Below are 16351 nucleotides of genomic sequence, written 5' to 3' on the forward strand. Positions count from 1 at the left end.
GGCTTTTTGAGAAGACTACGAGGCCGTGAAGCCGCCGAACGCACGCTTGTAGTGGACGAGCGGCTTGCCGTTCGTGACCTTGGCGTGAAGCACCTTGCCGAGAACGATGGTGTGATCGCCTGCGGGATGGCGCTCGTGGCAGCGACACTCGAGGTGAACGATGGCGCCGTCGATGAGCGGCACACCGGCGATGGGGCCCTCGCTGAGCGGCACGTCGCGGAAGCGATCGACCTTGCGCTGGGAGAACTGCGCGGCAACCCATGCTTGCTCGTGCGCGAGGATGCTCACCCCGAAGTGCTCGTGCACGAGGAAGCGATCGTGCAAGCTTGCCTGCCGGCCCACGCACACGAGGATGAGCGGCGGCTCGAGGGACACGGAGGTGAAGGCCGACGCCGTGAAGCCGACGGGACCGTCGGGTCCACGCATGGTGACGATGGTCACGCCGCTGGCAAAGTGCGCGAGGCTTTCACGAAATGCCGCGGTCGAGATCGCTTCGCCCATGGGTTCCTCTCCCCTTTTTATAGAGGCATTCGACGGCCAAATCACGCACTTACCCCCTTTCTCGCTCGGCGAGTGCCGAGATAGAGCGTCTGCACATCGGCGCGGGCACGCATGTCGGCCGCAGGGCCACCCGCAATGACGCGCCCGTTCTCCAGAACGTGTGCGGTGTCGGCCACGGCGAGGGCCGCCGCGGCGTTCTGCTCGGCGAGGAGCACGCTGACACCGTCCTTCGCGTGAAGCTCGCGCACGATGGTGAAAATCTCCTCCACGAGCTTCGGCGCGAGCCCCATCGACGGCTCGTCGAGCAGCAGCAACACGGGGTTCGCAATGAGTGCGCGGCCGATGGCGAGCATCTGCTGCTCGCCACCGGAGAGGTGCCCCGCCGCGCGCCGTCGGTGTTCGCGCAAGCGCGGAAAACGCGCGTAGACGTGCTCGATGGCGGCTGCGAGCTCGCCGCGGGAGGCGCGGCGCGCGAAGCCCCCCGTGGCGAGATTTTCCTCCACCGTGAGGTGCAGGAAGCAATGCCGGCCCTCGAGCACCTGCACCAGGCCTTCGCGCACCAGGTTCGATGGACTGCGCGCCCTCAGCGGCTTGCCGCGGAAGGTGACCGTGCCGCGGCGCACTTCGCCGCGCTCCGCCGCGAGCACGCCGGAAGCCGCCTTCAACGTGGTGCTCTTGCCTGCGCCGTTCGGACCGAGCAAGGCCACCACGCTCTTTGGCGGGACGCGCAACGAAACGCCACGGAGCGCGACGACGATGCCGTCGTAGACGACCTCGACCCGCTCGAGCTCGAGCAACGGAGGCGCCAGCTGCGGCAGCACGGACAGCGCGGCCGGCATCAGAGTCGGGCCTCGGCCTCGCAGTCGCGCACGGGAACTCCCTTTTCCTGCGCATACTTGAGCGACGAGCTCTCGATGATCGGCCGCAACAATGCGCGATCGGACTGCACCCATTCACTGACCACGCTCCACGCTTTGCCGTCCCATTTCTGGAAGCGCACCGCGCCGCCGCCTTCGTGGTCGGAGCACGAGAGGCGGATCGGCTGCATGAGCCCGAAGGCCCCGAGCTCGCGCAGCCGGGCGTCGTCGACCGCAATGTGCTCGAAGCCCCAGCGAACTTGCTCGCCGGTGAGTGGCTTGTTGCCGAATTTTTTCTGGGCAACGCGCACGGCCTCGACGTTCAAAATGCCATTCACGATTCCCAAGTTGTAATAGACACTCCCAACCCGACCCGGGTCTTGCATATTGCCTTTTCCGCGGGACAGAACGTATTTGTCGACCTCCTTGAGAACGTCGAAGTCACGCCCCGAGGGGTGCGTGGTCACCGAGGTGTAGCCCACACCCGCCGGGCCGGCAGGCAGCACGTCCTCCTCGGAATTGCTCCACACGTTGCCAATCACGTGGTCCACTGGGAATCCCACTTTGGTGGCGGTCTTCAGCGCCACAGGATTCATGATTCCCCACCCGCGCAGAATGACCCAATCGGGGGCATTCTGACGAATTTGGAGCCATTGCGATTGTTGTTCGCTGCCGGGGTGCGGGACCTCGATTTGCGTGGCGGTGAAGCCGAGCTTTTTCGCGAGAAGGTCGATGATGGGGATCGTTTCCTTGCCGTACGGCGAGCCGTGGTAGAGAACGGCGATCTTCTTGCCACGGAGGCGGTCGGCACCGCCTTCGCGCTGGCCGATGTAATTCACGATCGCCGAGGCTTCGCTGTACGGGTTGAGCGACAGCGGGAAAACATAGGGAAAGACACGACCATCGGTCGAGTCCGTGCGGCCATGGTTGATGGTGATGAGCGGAATCTTGTCCGCCGTCGCGCGATCGATGAGCGCGTACGCGATGCCGACGCTGAGCGGGTTCATGGCGGCAGGGGGCGCGCCTTGGAGGCCGCCTTTGAGGCGCTCGTAGCATTCGACGCCGCGCTCCACCACGTACTCCGTTTCGCACTCGGACCATACGAGCTTGACGCCATTGACGCCGCCGTCGCGTTCGTTCACGAGTTGCAGGTAGTCGATGAAGCCGCCGAAGAAGCCGGTGCCGCCCGCGGCGTATGGGCCCACGCGGTAGCTTTGGAGTGGGAAGTACTGCGCCGAGGCGCCCTCGCTGGGCGAAGCGCCCTTCGATGCGGTCGTCGTCGTGGTCGACGGCGTGCCCTCCGAGCGCGATCGGCACGCGGAAAGCGAGGCGATGACCAGCGCGGTGGCGCACGCGAACGAAACGATGCGAGTCTTGCTCATGGCGATGTCTCCGGGCGGCGCAGTTGGATCCAGGAAGCCGAGACGAGGCGGGCCAAGCCCGCGGGCTGTTTGACCAGAAAGAAGATGACCAGCGCGCCGAAGACGATCTTCTCCAGGGTCTGCAAAAGACCGGGATCGACGGAGCCGCCGCCGAGGCGGGCCCCCGCGAGATCGAGCGCGATGGGAAAGAGCACGATGAAGGCGGCACCGAGGAAGGGCCCGGTGAGCCGTCCCAAGCCGCCCAAGATGGCCATGAAAAGTACCTGGAAGGATCGATCGAGATCGAACCCGTGCGGCTCGACGGTGCCGAGGTACGCGAAGGCCCAGAGGGCGCCGGCGATGCCGCAGTAGAACGCCCCGACGGCGAAGGCGAGGAGCTTGGCCCGGCGCGTTTCGACGCCGGAGACGATGGCCGCCGTCTCCATGTCGCGCACGGCCATCCAGCTTCGGCCGATGCGGCTTTGGACGATGTTGCGCAAGGCCACGGTGAGCACGGCCACGACGCCGAGCGCGAGCCAGTAGTGACCGCTGGGCGAGGAGAGGTCGATGCCAGCGATGCGCAGGGGCGGCGCGGTGATGACGCCGGAAGCGCTGTTGCCGGAGAACCATCCGACCTTGGTGAAGAGCCACTCGACGAAGAACTGGGCGGCCAAGGTGGAGACGACCAGGTAAAATCCGCGGATGCGTAGGCTCGGAAGGCCGAAGAGGGCCCCCGCGGCCGCGGCGGCGATGCCGCCGACGGCGAACGCGACGAGGAGCGGTGCGCCGGGAACGTAGAGGTGCACGTCGTAGGCGGCGAAGGCGCCCACGGACATGAAGGCGGCCGATCCGACGGAGAGCTGCCCGGCGTAGCCGGTGACGATGTTCTGCCCCGAGGCTGCGAGCGCGAGGGCGAGCCAGGGTACGAGGATGGCGCTGAGCACGTAGTCGTTCACGAGCAGCGGAAGGACCGCGAGGAGCACCGCCGCAGCGGCCGCGAGGGATGCGCGCAGGATCATGCTCGCTCCACGGCGCGCTCGCCGAAAAGGCCGGTGGGGCGGACCAGAAGAAACGCGAGCGCGAGGGCGTAAGGGAACCACGACTCGATACCACCGCCGAGGTGCGGGCCGACGTAGACGTCGGCGAGCTTTTCGGATGCACCGACGATCAGGCCGGAGACGATGGCCCCCGGAATGGACGAAAAGCCGCCGATGATGAGCACGGGCAGCGCCTTGAGCACCACCAACGAGAGCGAGAATTGCACGCCGACACGGGCCCCCCAGAGCAAGCCAGCCACGAGCGCAACCAAGCCGGCTACACCCCAGACGATGGTCCAGAGCCGTCGCAGATCGATGCCCACGGCGATGGCGGCAAGCGGGTCGTCGGCCACGGCGCGCAAGGCCACGCCGGCACGCGTGCTACGAAAGAGGACGGCGAGAACGCCGACCAACACGGCGGCGGTGGCCGCAGCGAACAGATCGAACCGGCTCACCACGAGACCGGCAGCGGCGAGTGGCGCATCGGAGATGCCCAGCTCGAGGCCATGAACTTGGGTGCCCCACACGGTTTGCGCGAGCCCCTCGAGCACGAACGATAGACCGAGTGTCGCGAGGAAGAGCGACATGGGCGGTGCATTGACCAGAGGACGCAACACGGCACGCTCGATGGCAACGGCGAGAAGCAGCATGACGGCGAGCGTGGCAACGAAGGCCAGCACGAAAGAGAAGCCGCGCTCGCGAAGCGACACGAAGGTGAGCGCCGCCGAGAGGACCATGGCGCCCTGCGCGAAATTGAAGACGCCCGATGCGCGGTAAATGAGCACGAAGCCCAACGCCACCATGGTGTACATGACACCGGCGAGAAGGCCTCCCAGCAGCACTTCGAGAAAGAACGACATGGTACCTTCAGGCCGCGAAGCGGCCGACGTAGGCTTCGATCACGAGGGGATCGGCACGCACTTCGTCCGGCGTGCCCTCGGCGATTTTCTTTCCGTGGTCGAGGACCACGACCTGGTCGGAGAGATCCATCACCACGGCGAGATCGTGCTCGATGAGGACGAGGGTGGTCCCGTAGGCCTCGTGCGCGTTCACCAGGAAGCCGCACATATCGTCCTTTTCAGCGGCGGTCATGCCGGCCATGGGCTCGTCCAGCAGGAGCAACTTGGGCCGCACGACGAGGACGCGCGCGAGCTCGACCCGCTTTTGCAGCCCATAGGACAGCTCCGCAACGACGGTGTTTTCGTACCGGTCGATGCCGAGAAACCGGAGCACGTCCCTGGCCTCGTCGCGCGCGCGACGCTCCTCGTGCGGGGCGCGGCCGAGGCGCAGCGCATGCTCGAAGAACGTGGAGCGCGCGTCGGCGTCGCGGGCGAGCACCACGTTGTCCAGGACGCTCATGCCACGAAAGAGCGCGATGTTCTGGAAGGTGCGCGCGATGCCGCGGCGCGCGAGCTCACGCGGGCTGCGAAGCGGCGCGCCTTCGAAGTGCACGGAGCCCGAGCGCGGCGTGTACAGACCGCTCACCACGTTGAGCATGGAGCTCTTGCCGGCGCCGTTCGGTCCGATGAGCGCGCACACGCGACCGCGCGCGACCTCGAAGCTGACGTCGTCGAGGGCCTGGATGCCCTCGAAATCGAGCGACACGCCGGCGATGGTGAGCAAAGGTCCGCTCATGCGGCGACCGTCTGGCGCTGTCCTTCGAGCTGGCGCACCAACGGCAAGACGCGCTTGCCGAAGTATTCGACGTCCTCCAGGTAGTGCAAGAAACCTCCCAGCACGAGGTTCACGCCGATGCCCTTCAGGGCCACGATGCGCTCGGCCACCTGCTCGGGGGTGCCGACCAAGCCGGTGCGGAATCCGTCGTTGTATTGAACGAGGTCCTCGAAGTTGGAATTCTGCCACATGCCCTTTCCGTCGGGTGCGGCCTTGCCCGCTTGCTTCACGGCGGCGCCGAAGCCTTCGACGGCCTCTTTGTCGGCCTTGCGAATGATCTCGTGCAAGACCTCGTGCGCCTCGGCCTCGGTGTCGCGGGCCAGGATGAAGCCGTTGACGCCGAATCGCACCTTGCGACCTACCGCGGCGGCGTTGGCGCTCACCTCGTCGATTTGCTCTTTCAATCCGGCGAGCGAATTGCCATTCATGAAGTACCAATCGGAGACGCGCCCCGCCATTTTTCGCGCGGCAGTCGAGTTTCCGCCTTGGAAGATTTCCGGGTGCGGCGCTTGAAGGGGCTTGGGCTTCAAGCTGAAGTCGCGAATGCGGTAAAAGTCACCGCCCAGCGAGAAGTGGTCCTCGGTCCAAATGCCCCGCAGGGCACGGATGAATTCCTCCGAGCGGCGGTAACGCTCGTCGTGCTCGAGCCAGGGCTCACCGAGCGCGGTGAATTCGCCTTTGAACCAGCCGCTCACCACGTTGACGGCGAAGCGGCCCTGGGAAAGATGGTCGGCGGTGGCGCCGTATTTCGCAAAGACGGCCGGGTGCCAGAGGCCCGGGTGAATGGCGGCAATGACCTTGAGCCGCTGCGTGGCGAGAAGAAGCGCCAGGCTGAAACTCGTCGACTCGTGCTGGAACTCCGCGCCGTAGCTCGCCATGTAGCGCACTTGGCTGAGCGCGTAATCGAAGCCATTGTTTTCGGCTAAAACGGCGAGCCTTCGATTGTAATCGTAGCCCCAATCGGTTCTCTGTTCGATTTTACTCACGACCAGCCCGCCGCTGACGTTGGGCACCCAATAGGCAAACTTGATGGGATCGTTGGAAATGGTCTCGTGGCTCATGGCACTATTCCTCTCTTCGGTTATTCGCCGCCCGCTTCGAAAAGTTCGAGCGGGAGTCCGACGAGGGTCTTTCCGATCCACTCGCGGGCAATGTTGTTCGACGGGCCCATGGCGATCGCCGCACGCGCATCGCGAAACGCGCGCTCGAGAGGGCCGCGCTTGTAGCCGTAGCCACCGCTCACGTCGAGCGCACGCCGCGTGGTCGCATTCGCCACCTCGGCGGCGTGAACCTTGAATTCGGTCAGCGGAATCAGGATTTCTCCCTGCGGTTTTCCCGCGACCCAAAGCGCATCGAGCGACGCTGCCAGGGCGTGCTGCCACGGGCGCACGCTCTCCACGAGGACTTTAGCCTCGCCAATTTGCTGCCTTAGAACCTGATAGTCCGCCAGGCGCCGCTCGAAGTCGCGGTGCACGGTGGCGGTCGCATATTTGGTAATCTCTTCCAGCGCACCGCGCGCGACGCCGTGCCATGCCGCGCCGAGGCCTATGAGGTACACCGGCGAGACGCCATGGTAGATGATGTCTTTGCCCTGCCCTTCCTCGCCGAGGCGATCGCGCCGGGCAACGGGCACGGATTCGTAGCGAATCGGCCCGCTATGGTTACCATGCACGCCGAGCGCTTCCCACTTGCCCGCGTGGATGCCCGGCGATTTGCCATCGACGATGAAGAAGGAGATGTCCGTCGGCCCCTTCGCACCGGGCGTGCGGGTTTGCAGCACGTAGTAGTCGGCCTGGCCCGAGCTGGTGGTGAACGACTTTTCGGCGGTGACGAGGTAATCGTCCCCAGCGCGAGCCGCCTCGCTGAAGTTGAACCACCAGTGGCCGCCGCTGGCCTTTTCGCTGGTCGAGTACGTGCCGAGCAACCCGTCGCGCGCGGGCACGAGCCAGCGCTGCTTCTGGTCGTCGTTGCCGTAAAGAAGGATGGTTTGCGCGGCGCCGACGTGCATCACGTAGACGAGCGCGGTCGATGCGCACGCGCGGCCGATTTCCTCGGCGACGATGGCGAAGGCCACGTGATCGAGGCCGCGCCCGCCGAGGCTCTTGGGGAGAAGAACGCCGTTCCAGCCCGCGCGTGCGAGCGCGCTCAGGTTGTCGCGAGGGAAGATGCCTTCGCGGTCGACCTTTTCGGCGTTGGGGCGGACGATCTCGTCGACGAGGTGACGGACCTCGGCGCGGATCGCTTCGTAGTCGTGGTTGGCCATGATGTTCCCTTCGTCGCGGCGAGTGGACAGTGCTGCTTCGTACAGGCCGTGGTGGTCATCATGGCTTTCCCCTCAGGAGTAAAACGACGGCGCAGGAAGGACGTCGGTGAGAAACCAGCGCCCGAGATCGCGCCGCTTGTAGTCGACGGGATCGTGCAACGTGTGCGTGCGAAGATTTCGCCAGAAGCGATCGAGGCCGAGGCGCGCGGTGGTGGCGCGTGCGCCGGCGGTGTCGAACATGCGCGTGGTCACCTCGAGGCCGACGCGGGTGGTGGTGACCTTGGCCGCGGCAATGGAGACGGCCACCGCGCCGCGTTCGTCGGCGGTGAGATCGTCGCCGCGCGCCCAGGCACGCTCGAAGGCGGAGCCGGCGGCGTCGGTGACATGCCGCGCGGCCTCGAGCTCGACGTAGAGCTCCCCGAAGATGCCGAGGATGTACGGATCGTCGATGGCGCGCTCCACGCCGCTGGCGAACCACGCTTTGCCACGCTCGCGGGTGACGCGTCGGGCCGCTTCGAGGGCGCCTTCGGCGATGCCCAGGTACACGTTGGCGAGGGTCAGCTGCGCGATGAGCGGCCTCAGGGTCGCGAAGGTGCTGCCGAGCGGACCGGGTTGGGTGAGGAGCTCGTGCGGATGCACGCGCACGTCCTCGAAGAGCACCGAGCCGCTGTCGGTTTGGCGCTGCCCCATGTTGTCCCAATCATCCCGCGCGCGGATGCCCGCGCGGTTCGCGGGGATGGCGCCGACGACGAGCTTGCGCGTGTTCGCGTCGAGAGCGGAGACGACGAGGACGTCGGCGTCGCGCGCACCGGAGCAAAAGCTCTTTTCGCCGTGAAGTACGAAGTCGTCCCCATCGCGGGAGAGGATCGCGCGATCGTCGAGGGGATTGAGAGCATTGCCCCAGAACGCGTGCCGTTCGGCGGTGCCGCGGGCGAGGGATTCGTATTGCGCGGTGGTCCCGAAAAGGCGAACGGTGGCCAGCAACAAGTGCTGAAAGCCGTAGACGTGGCCGAGGGAACCGTCGGCGCGGGCGATGATGCGGACGGTGCGAAAGATGGTGGACCACTCGGCACCGGCCCCGCCGAGCGAGGCGGGAATGCTCAGGGCGAGAAGGCCGGAGGCGCGGAGGGCGTCGCGTTCCCGCTTGGGTGTCCCCCCTTCGCGATCCCGCGCGACGGCGGTGGTCTCGAAGTCGGCGGCGAGGTTCGAGGCTATCGCGAGCGGGTCGGGCATCGGCCGGGGTCATCTGCATGGGGTGGGCCATTGGGAAATAGGCGCGTGGACGCGGAATGGCTGCTGCTGGAGCAGCAGCGAATGCGCAGTGGGTGCTGCTGGGGAAGCAGTTCGGGGACGGGCACGGGGACGGGGCATGGGCATGGGCATGGGCACGGCGATTGCGATGAGGGCGCGCGATGGACATCCTCTGGTTTCTTCCCACCCATGGCGATGGGCGATACCTCGGTACGACCGAAGGTGCGCGCGCCGTTGACTTGTCGTACCTGCGGCAGATTGCGCAGGCGGCCGATGCCCTCGGCTATTACGGGGTGCTCCTCCCCACCGGGCGCTCCTGCCAAGATGCGTGGATCGCAGCAGCCACGATGATTCCCGTCACGGAGCGACTGCGCTTTCTCGTGGCGTTGCGGCCCGGGGTCACGTCGCCGACGACGGCCGCGCGCATGACATCGACGTTCGACCGACTCTCGCAGGGCCGGCTCCTTCTCAACGTCGTCACCGGCGGTGATCCTGGCGAGGCCGAGGGCGACGGCATCTTTCTCTCCCACGACGAGCGCTACGCGGCGACGGCAGAGTTTCTGGCCATCTACAAGCGGGTTCTCGCCACCGAGACGGTGGACTACGAGGGCAAGCACCTGCGCGTGCGCGGGGCGAAGCTCTTGTTCCCGCCGTTGCAGCGCCCGCACCCTCCCCTCTACATCGGGGGCTCGTCGCCGCCGGCGCATGCCATTGCCGCGCGCGATGTCGACGTCTACCTCACCTGGGGTGAGCCGCCCGATGCCGTCGCGGCCAAGGTCGCGGATGTGCGGCGCCGGGCCCAGGAGCTCGGTCGCACCGTGCGGTTCGGGCTGCGTGTGCACATCATCGTGCGCGAGACCGAGCGCGCCGCGTGGGATGCGGCCGACGATCTCATTCGTCACCTGGACGATGCATCCATCGCGGCGGCGCAGAATGCGTTTGCCAGCTTCGAATCGGAGGGGCAACGCCGCATGTCGGCGCTTCACGGCGGACGGCGCGACAAGCTGGAGGTGAGCCCCAATCTATGGGCCGGCGTCGGGCTGGTGCGTGGCGGCGCGGGAACGGCCTTGGTCGGCGATCCCGAAACCGTCGCAAGCCGGCTGCGCGCCTACGCGGCCTTGGGCATCGACACCTTCATCCTGTCCGGCTACCCGCACCTCGAAGAAGCGTACCGGGTCGCGGAGCTGCTCTTTCCGCTGCTGCCCGTGTCCGCGGCGGCAAAGCGCAGCGGCGCCGTGGATCACAACGTCACGGGGCCGTTCGGCGAGATCATCGGCCAGCGCTATGCGCCGAAGCCGCTCGACGCCACACAGCGTCCCCCACGTGCACCGGACGCGCGATGAATTTCAAGCGGTGGAACGTATCGGCGATGGACTGTTGCGATTCCATCGTCTCCTCGTCGATGCGCGCCGCGCTTCCGCCCACGGTGCCTAGCTGGCCCAAGAACGAATCCACCACGTCGGGGTGAGCATCCGCAAACGCGCGGCGGCCCATGTAAAACGCCCGATTGGGCGCCAGGCCGCGCGCATCGCGCAGAACGCGCGTGGGCATTTCACGCTGCAGGGACGTGAGCCACGGATTCCAAATCGCCCACGCATCCACCTCGCGCCGCACGAAGGCGCCGTGGGCATCGCCCGGCGGCAGGGTGCGGATCTCCACATCGCTCCACGAGAGCCCGGCTTCCTCCAACGCGCGCACCACGAAGTACACCACGTTGGCCCCGCGGCTCATGGCCAGCGCTTTGCCGCGAAGATCGGCGAGATTCCCCATCGACGAACGCGCGTGCACCACGATGGCCTCGCCCTCGGGCGCCGGCGGTTCGGACGCCAAGTACACGACCGGCGCATGCGCCGCTTGCGCGAACACCGGGGGCGCCTCACCCACGACGCCCAGATCCATGGATCCATCGGCCAGGGCATCGACCACGTGCATCCCGGTCGCGCACTCGATCCAATCCACCTCCGCGCCGTGCGCCGCCAGCACCGCGTCCAGCGCGCGCGTGCTCTTCAGCGAGGCGAGCACGCCGAAGTCCTGGAATCCGATGCGCACGCGCAGCCGCCGCGGGGCGCCGGCGAGGAGCCCCTGCTGCATCAACCGCGCACGCACCACGTTCCGGCTGATGCCGAGCAGCCGCGCCGTGCCCAGTTGATTGCCCTCGCTCACCGCGTAGGCCGTGCGAAACACCATATCTTCGATCTTCCGATACAGATCCGGCTCCGGGTGCTCGAAGAGCGCCACCAGCGCCGCCTCCAACCCGGCCTGCACCGGCTCGCACTCGTCACGCGGGTCGCGCGTCGCCAGCGCCGCGCGCGGACGCAGCCGCAGATCGTCTTCGGTCACCCGCCCATCCACCGCCACGGCGAGCGCGCGTTGCACGGCATTTTCGAGTTCGCGGATGTTGCCCGGCCAGGGGTGCGCCCGCAAATGCGCGATCGCCTCCTTGGTGAACTCCGCGTGGCCGATGCCGTATCGCTTCGCATACAGCCCGAGGAAATGGCGCGCGAGCGGCCAAACATCGCCGATTCGCTCGCGGAGCGGCAGAAGCTCCACGTGCGCGACGTTGAGCCGGTAGTACAGATCCTCGCGAAAACGCCCTTGGGCCACCGCCGTTTCCAGGTCCGCGTTGGTCGCGGAAATCACGCGCACGTCGATGGGAATCGGGCGGCGGGCGCCGATGCGCACCACCTCGCGCTCCTGCAGCACGCGCAGAAGCTTCACCTGCGCGGAGAGCGGCAGATCGCCCACTTCGTCGAGGAAGAGCGTCCCGCCATCGGCCACCTCGAACCAGCCCGGTTTGCTCGAAAAGGCCCCGGTGAACGAGCCCTTTTCATGCCCAAAGAGCTCACTTTCCATCAGCGAGGGCGAGAGCGCCCCGCAGTTGACCGCCACGAACGGCCCGCGCGCCCGGGCGCTTTCGTCGTGCACGTAACGCGCGACGATCTCCTTGCCGGTGCCCGTCTCCCCGGTCACCAATACGGGAATGTCGCTCGGGGCCATCCGCTCGAGCCGCTTCAGAAGCTCGACCGATCGCGGATCCTCGAACACGAGGGCCCGCGCCCTCGTCGATGGGGAATCGACGCACGAAAGCTGGAACACGGCCTTCGAGCTCGTCGCGGTCACGCCATGGGTCGTAGCACTATAACGAACAAATGTCCAACATAACAGACACCAACGACGCGCTCACTCCGGCATCGCGCGACGCGGGCCGGTGCCGTCGAGAAGGTCCACCGGGCTGCATTTGTCGATGTGCCCGATGAGCCCGCGGTAGATGCCATACCCCACGAGCTTGCGCAGCCGCGGCGAAAAGCCGCGCGCCACCTCCAGCGGGATGCCCAGTTGCTGGTTTTCTTGCTGCCGGATGTAGCCCGCGCAGTAATTCATGGCGATGCCGATCCGCCGGCTCGACGTGCGGTTCGCCCCGCCGCCGTGCCAGAGGCTCCCATTGAACACGAGAACGCTGCCTCGCTTCATTTCCGCGGGGATCGAATCGTCATACGGCGTGCCCAACTCCGGCGAGTGGTCCCTCGTGTGCGAGCCGGGAATGACGCGGGTGGCACCGTTGTCCTCGGTGAAATCCGTGAGCGCCCACATGGTGTTGCAAATGATGGGGATATGCGGCTTGCCCAGGGGAATCAGCTGGTCGTCGCAGTGGATCGGCTGCGCGGTTTCGTCCGGCCCAATGGCGATGGAGGACAGCGACGAGACGAGGCACCCGCGATCGAGCACCCCCTCGACGATGGGCAACACCTTCTCGTGCACCGGGACGACCTCGTAGAGCTTCCCGCGCGCGAGCAAGTTGTAGATGCGCACCGTGCGGGTGCCCTCGAAAAGGTTCTGCGCCGGTTGGGCGTGGAGCTCCCGTTCGAGGCGCTCGAGATCGGCGAGAAGCGCGTCGACCAAGGAGGGGTCGATCGCGTTCTCGACGATCGTGTACCCATCGCGGTCCATACGGGCGAGGTGTTCCGCGATGTCGGTCATGGCCTCAGTTCTTGAAGAGAATCGGCTGGCCCAATTGCGGATTCAATTTGCAGGCCGTGTCGTGGGTATGAAGCATCGACAGCGGGTGCACGATGAGGCGAAAGAGGTTGAACGCCGAACCGACGTACCCCAGCGCGTACACGCCGGTGAGGCCGCCCAGAATGCCAAATAGGATGGGCACGGCCACCATGATGACGAGGTACGCCACGAAGATCTTGATGCCAATGGTCTTCAAATCCTGGCGGGGTAGAAACAGATGCCCCAGGCCGGGAAAGAAGAAGGAAACGAGGGCACCCGGGATCCACGGATTGGTCAATTGGCCGCTCACCATCCCGGCCAAAGGATCCTGGGTCTGATTGGGATACCCCTGCTGCGGGTAGCCTTGCTGCGGATATCCCTGTTGCGGATACCCTTGCTGCTGCTGCGGATACCCTTGTTGCGGATATCCTTGCTGCTGCTGCGGATATCCCTGTTGCGGATACCCTTGCTGCTGCTGCGGATACCCTTGTTGCGGATATCCTTGCTGCGGCGCCGGTTGACCGTACCCCTGCTGTTGGGGCGGCGGCTGGCCGTACCCCTGCTGCTGGGGCTGACCGTAACCCTGCTGCTGTTGGGGCGGCGGCTGACCGTAACCGGCTCCAGGCGCTGGTTGCGGAGCGTACCCCTGTTGCGCCGGCGGCTGGCCGTAACCGGCGCCGGGCCCCGCCTCCGGCGTGCCCTGAGGCTGTCCCTGCTGCGGAGGAGGATACGGGGGCTGCCCGTAAGGAGGAGAGCCGCCACCGCCCTGGTTGTTGAAATTCGCCATCGTCGAGAGCGTACTCTTCTTGGGACGCCACGCCAATGCGGCGCGATTCGCAGCAATCGAATTCCAGAGCAAGGGCCGGAGTGTTGCCGCTGGGCGCGAACCTTACGGTTCGAGCATGATTACGATTTCCATGGTGTCGACCACCCCGAACGACGATGCACGCTGGCAAGCCGTGGTGCGGCGCGACCGCACGGCGGACGGTGCATTCTTCTATTCCGTCCGGACCACGGGCATCTATTGCAGGCCCTCGTGCGCCTCACGCTTGGCACGTCGCGAAAATGTGGCGTTCCACGCGACCCGCGCCGAGGCCGAGCGGGAGGGATTCCGTGCTTGCAAGCGGTGCCGGCCGGACGAGGCCGCACTCGACGCACGCCGGGCCGCCGCCGTGGCGAAGGCTTGCCGGTTGATCGAGGAATCCGACGAAATGCCCAGCCTCGATGCCCTCGCCGAGGCCGCCGAGATGAGCCGTTTTCACTTCCACCGCGTGTTCAAGCAGGTGACGGGCGTCACACCCAAGGCCTATGCCGAGGCCCACCGCGCCGGCCGGGTCCAAGACGAGCTCGGTCGTGCCGCCACGGTGACGCAAGCCATCTACGAATCAGGCTTCCAATCGAACGGACGATTCTACGCCGCCTCGTCCCAGATGCTCGGCATGACGCCCACGGCCTTTCGCAAAGGCGGGCACGGCACCTCCATTCGATTCGCGGTGGGCGAATGTTGGCTCGGTTCGATCCTCGTGGCGGCCACCGACAAGGGCGTATGCGCCATCTTGCTCGGCAACAATCCGGACGAGTTGGTGCGCGAGGTCCAAGACCGGTTCCCCAAAGCGCAGCTCGTGGGCGGCGATGCCGCGTTCGAAGAACTCGTGGCGCGGGTCGTGGGCCTGGTCGAGGCGCCGGAGCAAAGCCTGGATCTGCCGCTCGACGTGCGCGGGAGCGCCTTCCAAAAGCGCGTGTGGCAAGCCTTGCGTGGCATCCCCGCGGGCTCGACGCTCAGCTACGCGGACGTTGCAGCGCGCATCGGGCAGCCCAAGGCGGTGCGGGCGGTGGCACGCGCGTGCGCGTCGAACAGCCTGGCAGTGGCCATCCCGTGCCACCGCGTGGTGCGCATGGACGGATCGCTGTCGGGCTACCGGTGGGGGGTCGAACGCAAACGCGCCCTTCTCTCGCGGGAGGGGGTCGAACGGGAGGGCGTGGAGCGCGAGGGGGCGCCCTCGTGAAGGAGCGCGTCGCCGCGCTGGATTGGTCGAACATCGCGAAGGAGTTGGACACGCAAGGCTACGCCACCACCGGCGTGTTCCTGACCGAGAAGGAGTGCGAGGCGCTCGCGGGCACCTACGCACGGGACGAGCTCTTTCGCAGCCGGGTCGTGATGGCGCGGCACGGCTTCGGCCGGGGTGAGTACAAATATTTTTCCTATCCGCTGGTGGCCACCCTGGCCGAGCTGCGAGGGGCCTTCTATCCCCGGCTCTCGGATATCGCGAACCGTTGGAACGAGGCGATGGGCCTCGACGTGCGCTACCCGCGCGAGCACGCGGAGTTCCTCGCGCGGTGCCACGCCAGCGAACAGACGCGACCGACGCCGCTGATCCTTCGCTACGGCCCTGGCGACTACAATTGCCTGCACCAGGATCTGTACGGCGAGCACGTCTTTCCGTTGCAGGTCGCGTTTCTGTTGTCACGGCCCGGGGTCGACTTCCAGGGCGGAGAATTCGTCCTCACGGAGCAGCGCCCGCGCATGCAGTCGCGCGCCGAAGTCGTTCCGCTCGCGCGCGGCGAGGGCGTAATCTTTCCCGTGCACCACCGCCCAGTGCAGGGCACGCGCGGCATCTACCGTGTGAACATGCGCCACGGGGTCAGCCGTTTGCGCACCGGCGAGCGCTACACCGTCGGGGTCATTTTTCACGACGCAACGTAGTACGTCTCGATAAGCTATCTCGATTTATGGGCTAAATTTTAGCTCAATTTTATCTCATTGCACCATTTCAACGATAGGCTATCGTTGTGTTGGATGGTGCTCGCGATCACCCGCAAAGAGAGCAACGAGCTGACGCGAAAGCGCCTCGTCAACGGGACGATCGATCTGCTGCGCGAAAAGGGCGTGGCGGCGGCCACCACGGGGCGGATCGCCAAGGCGGCGGGCATCAAGCAATCGAGCTTCTACGCGCACTTCGCCGATCGGGACGAGGTGCTCGAGGTGGCCGCGGCCGAAATCGGGGGCCGCGTCCTCGAGAAATTGAAACGGCAACACGCGAAACTCGACCCGGCCGACGTCGCGGGCTCGGTGCGGCGCGCGTTCCGGGCCATGGGCACGGCGTTTCTCTCGGAGCCCGAGCTCACGCGCATCTTCCTTCGCCACCGCTCGGACGACACGTCCCCGCTGGGCCGAAGCTTTCGGCGCCTGCTCGATCGCGCGCGGGTGGAGCTCAAAGAGAGCTTTCACCTTTACGGGCTCGCGCCCGAGCCGGCGGTGGCGCAATGCTACGCGGAAATCATCGTGGCATCGACCATGGGCCTGCTCGAAGCGGTGCTCGACGGTCGCGTGCACGATGCCGATGCCGCGCTCGATGTCCTGGGTGGAGTGACCTTCACGGCGCTGCGTGCGCTGCATGAGAAAGGCTGAGA

General features: G+C 66.3%; 16 protein-coding genes. 4 read left to right on the top strand and 12 right to left on the bottom strand.

The window, feature by feature from the left end; translation table 11 throughout:
* Positions 1–15: 15 nt before the first annotated feature.
* The 9 genes from LVJ94_43085 to LVJ94_43125 form a co-directional block, all read right to left on the bottom strand.
* Positions 16–501, bottom strand: a complete 486-nt coding sequence (locus tag LVJ94_43085) for a flavin reductase family protein (GenBank protein ID WXB03678.1) — start codon at positions 499–501, stop codon at positions 16–18.
* Positions 502–542: 41 nt separating this feature from the next.
* Entirely contained in the window at positions 543–1340 is a 798-nt protein-coding gene (locus tag LVJ94_43090) for an ABC transporter ATP-binding protein (protein WXB03679.1), read from the bottom strand.
* Positions 1340–2740, bottom strand: a complete 1401-nt coding sequence (locus tag LVJ94_43095; protein ID WXB03680.1) for an ABC transporter substrate-binding protein — start codon at positions 2738–2740, stop codon at positions 1340–1342. Before LVJ94_43095 ends, LVJ94_43090 begins: the two co-directional genes overlap by 1 nt.
* The gene (locus tag LVJ94_43100) at positions 2737–3738 is read right to left on the bottom strand and encodes a branched-chain amino acid ABC transporter permease (protein ID WXB03681.1); all 1002 of its coding nucleotides are present in this window, start codon (positions 3736–3738) and stop codon (positions 2737–2739) included. The genes LVJ94_43095 and LVJ94_43100 overlap by 4 nt, the downstream gene beginning before the upstream one ends.
* Entirely contained in the window at positions 3735–4616 is an 882-nt protein-coding gene (locus LVJ94_43105) for a branched-chain amino acid ABC transporter permease (GenBank protein ID WXB03682.1), read from the bottom strand. The genes LVJ94_43100 and LVJ94_43105 overlap by 4 nt, the downstream gene beginning before the upstream one ends.
* Positions 4617–4623: 7 nt before the next feature.
* Complete coding sequence (locus LVJ94_43110) at positions 4624–5391, bottom strand: ABC transporter ATP-binding protein (GenBank protein ID WXB03683.1); 768 nt, start codon at positions 5389–5391, stop codon at positions 4624–4626.
* Positions 5388–6491, bottom strand: coding sequence for a dimethyl sulfone monooxygenase SfnG (sfnG, locus tag LVJ94_43115; protein ID WXB03684.1), 1104 nt, complete (start codon positions 6489–6491; stop codon positions 5388–5390). Before sfnG ends, LVJ94_43110 begins: the two co-directional genes overlap by 4 nt.
* A gap of 20 nt (positions 6492–6511) precedes the next feature.
* Positions 6512–7693 carry an acyl-CoA/acyl-ACP dehydrogenase gene (locus LVJ94_43120; GenBank protein ID WXB03685.1) on the bottom strand — a complete coding sequence of 394 codons (1182 nt, stop codon included), beginning with the start codon at positions 7691–7693 and terminating at the stop codon, positions 6512–6514.
* Between the two features lie 72 nt (positions 7694–7765).
* Positions 7766–8926: an acyl-CoA dehydrogenase family protein gene (locus LVJ94_43125; GenBank protein ID WXB03686.1), complete on the bottom strand. Its 1161-nt coding sequence runs from the start codon at positions 8924–8926 to the stop codon at positions 7766–7768.
* 179 nt (positions 8927–9105) lie between these two features.
* Between LVJ94_43125 and ssuD the strand changes: the two genes are divergently transcribed.
* Positions 9106–10287, top strand: coding sequence for an FMNH2-dependent alkanesulfonate monooxygenase (gene ssuD, locus LVJ94_43130; protein WXB03687.1), 1182 nt, complete (start codon positions 9106–9108; stop codon positions 10285–10287).
* Here ssuD and LVJ94_43135 read toward each other — a convergent pair.
* From LVJ94_43135 to LVJ94_43145, 3 genes are read right to left on the bottom strand one after another with little or no spacing between them, the layout of a single operon-like run.
* The gene (locus LVJ94_43135) at positions 10214–12064 is read right to left on the bottom strand and encodes a sigma 54-interacting transcriptional regulator (protein WXB03688.1); all 1851 of its coding nucleotides are present in this window, start codon (positions 12062–12064) and stop codon (positions 10214–10216) included. The two genes, ssuD and LVJ94_43135, sit on opposite strands and share 74 nt — an antisense overlap.
* Positions 12065–12124: 60 nt before the next feature.
* Positions 12125–12922 (bottom strand): phytanoyl-CoA dioxygenase family protein, encoded by a 798-nt coding sequence (locus tag LVJ94_43140; protein WXB03689.1) that lies wholly within the window; start codon positions 12920–12922, stop codon positions 12125–12127.
* A 4-nt stretch (positions 12923–12926) separates the two neighbouring features.
* Positions 12927–13727 carry a hypothetical protein gene (locus LVJ94_43145; protein WXB03690.1) on the bottom strand — a complete coding sequence of 267 codons (801 nt, stop codon included), beginning with the start codon at positions 13725–13727 and terminating at the stop codon, positions 12927–12929.
* Positions 13728–13842: 115 nt separating this feature from the next.
* On the opposite strand from LVJ94_43145, the gene ada reads away from it, so the two are divergent.
* The 3 genes from ada (at position 13843) to LVJ94_43160 (ending at position 16349) form a co-directional block, all read left to right on the top strand.
* Positions 13843–14946 (top strand): bifunctional DNA-binding transcriptional regulator/O6-methylguanine-DNA methyltransferase Ada, encoded by a 1104-nt coding sequence (gene ada / locus LVJ94_43150; protein ID WXB03691.1) that lies wholly within the window; start codon positions 13843–13845, stop codon positions 14944–14946.
* On the top strand, positions 14943–15644 hold the full coding sequence (locus tag LVJ94_43155) for a 2OG-Fe(II) oxygenase (GenBank protein ID WXB03692.1): 702 nt from the start codon (positions 14943–14945) through the stop codon (positions 15642–15644). The genes ada and LVJ94_43155 overlap by 4 nt, the downstream gene beginning before the upstream one ends.
* Before the next feature lie 93 nt (positions 15645–15737).
* On the top strand, positions 15738–16349 hold the full coding sequence (locus tag LVJ94_43160) for a TetR/AcrR family transcriptional regulator (GenBank protein WXB03693.1): 612 nt from the start codon (positions 15738–15740) through the stop codon (positions 16347–16349).
* The last annotated feature ends 2 nt before the right edge of the window (positions 16350–16351 follow it).

It is taken from the genome of Sorangiineae bacterium MSr11367 (assembly GCA_037157805.1).
Classification (GTDB): Bacteria; Myxococcota_A; Polyangia; order Polyangiales; family Polyangiaceae; genus Pendulispora; species Pendulispora rubella.